The sequence below is a fragment of the Paraburkholderia sp. SECH4 genome, assembly GCF_030511745.1.
GTDB classification, from domain to species: domain Bacteria; phylum Pseudomonadota; class Gammaproteobacteria; order Burkholderiales; family Burkholderiaceae; genus Paraburkholderia; species Paraburkholderia madseniana.
In genome coordinates this window covers 1-1,965 of the sequence record NZ_JALOCP010000108.1, presented here as the reverse complement: position 1 = coordinate 1,965, position 1,965 = coordinate 1, and the positions used below count along the sequence as shown (strand labels likewise).

1 protein-coding gene is annotated in these 1,965 nt (G+C 63.8%); it reads left to right on the top strand.

All coding sequences use genetic code 11. The features are described 5' to 3' along the window. Window positions 1-143: 143 nt before the first annotated feature. Window positions 144-1,886 (top strand): IS1634 family transposase, encoded by a 1,743-nt coding sequence (locus tag M0D67_RS41925; protein WP_266243662.1) that lies wholly within the window; start codon window positions 144-146, stop codon window positions 1,884-1,886. Window positions 1,887-1,965 lie beyond the last annotated feature (79 nt).

The following is a 1,965-nucleotide window of genomic DNA, read 5'->3' as shown; positions in this document are numbered from 1 at the left end:
CCGGAAGTTCCGCCCAACTTGTAGTCCGTTGATGGCGGCAAATGCCTGTCGGGACTAGCGAATTGCTCGGGCGAACGGCCTTTTTTTTAATTAAATTTGTAGTCACTAAAATATTTGACTTTCTGGAATTTCCAGCTATATTCATGGGCATGCCAGCGCGAACCGGAACTGCCCACGTCGTCACCACGACCCGCAAGTACAAGGGGCAGGTCTATCGCACGCACCTACTGCGGCGCAGCTATCGCGAGGGCGGCACCGTCAAGAACGAGACGCTGGGCAACCTCTCGCACCTGCCCGAGCCGCTGATCGAGATCATCCGTCGCTCGCTGCAGGGCGAGACCTTCGTGCCTGTGGCGCAGGCCTTCGAGATCACCCGCTCGCGCCCGCACGGCCATGTGCAGGCCGTGGCCACGGCAATGCAGTGCCTGGGGCTCGCCTCGTTGATTGCCTCCCAGCCCTGTCGCGAGCGCGAACAGGTGCTGGCCATGATTGCCTCGCGCATCGTGGCTCCCCACACGAAACTCGCCACCACCCGCTGGTGGCACACCACGACGCTGGCGGATGACTTCGGCGTGGCCGATGCCGATGAGGACGACCTGTACGCCGCCATGGACTGGCTGCTCGCGCGTCAGGACAGGATCCAGAAGAAGCTGGCCTCGCGCCATCTGTCCGAGGGCGGCCTGGTGCTCTACGACTTGTCGTCGAGCTACTTCGAGGGCACCACCTGTCCGCTGGCCAAGCTCGGCTACAACCGCGACGGCAAGAAGGGTCTGCTGCAGGTCAACTACGGCCTGCTTACCGATGCGCGCGGCTGCCCGGTGGCGGTGTCGGTGCACGAGGGCAATACAGCCGACAGCCGTACCTTCATGCCCGCGGTACACAAGTTACGCGAGGACTTCGGCGTCGAGCGTATGGTCATGGTCGGTGATCGGGGGATGATCTCGCAGAAGGCCATTGACGAGATGCGCGAGGCCGACGGCATCGGCTGGATCACCGCGCTCAAGAGCGCGTCGATCCGTGCGCTGCTCGAGCAGGGACAGCTTCAGATGGACCTGTTCGATCAGCGCAATCTGCTAGAGCTCAGTTCTCCTGACTACCCAGGCGAGCGCCTGGTGGCGTGCCGCAATGAGGCGCTGGCCAGGCTGCGCGCACACAAGCGTGAGGCGCTGCTGGCGGCCACCGAGCGCAACCTCGAGAAGATCAAGGCACGCGTGGACGCGGGCAAGCTCAGCGGGCAGGACGCGATCGGCGTGCGGGTTGGCAAGATCATCAACCAGTACAAGGTGGCCAAGCACTTCGATCTGAGCATCGCTGACACAGCCCTGAGCTGGGCGCGCAAGCAGGACAGCCTCGCCAGCGAGGCGGCGCTGGACGGTGTGTACATCGTGCGCACCTCAGTGCCCGCCACGCAGATGGACGCACCTGAGTGCGTGCGCACCTACAAGTCGCTGGCCAACGTGGAACAGGCCTTCCGCTCGCTCAAGACCATCGACCTGAAGGTGCGCCCGATCCACCACCGCACGGCCGACCGGGTGCGCGCACACATCTTCCTATGCATGCTGGCCTACTACGTCGAGTGGCACCTACGTGAGGCCTGGCGCGAGCTGATGTTCGCCGATACCGAGCAGCAGGCCAAGGCGACGCGCGACCCCGTGGCGCCAGCGCAGCGATCCGCGTCGGCACAGGACAAGGCCGCTACCCATTGCCTCAGCGACGGCACGCCAGCACACAGCTTCGCCACCTTGATGGCCGAGCTCGCCAATCTCGTGCGCAATACCTGCCGCACGCCAAACGCCGGGCCCGACGCGCCCACTTTCGAGGTCACCACTCACCCCGAGCCCTGGCACAAACGCGCACTTGCGCTCGTCCAGGCGATCCGCCCGTAGACAGAAAACCAAACCCCGAATTCAGGCCAGACGCTTGAATCACAAAGGAAACTTGTCTATCTCATCGCGGGAACTTCCG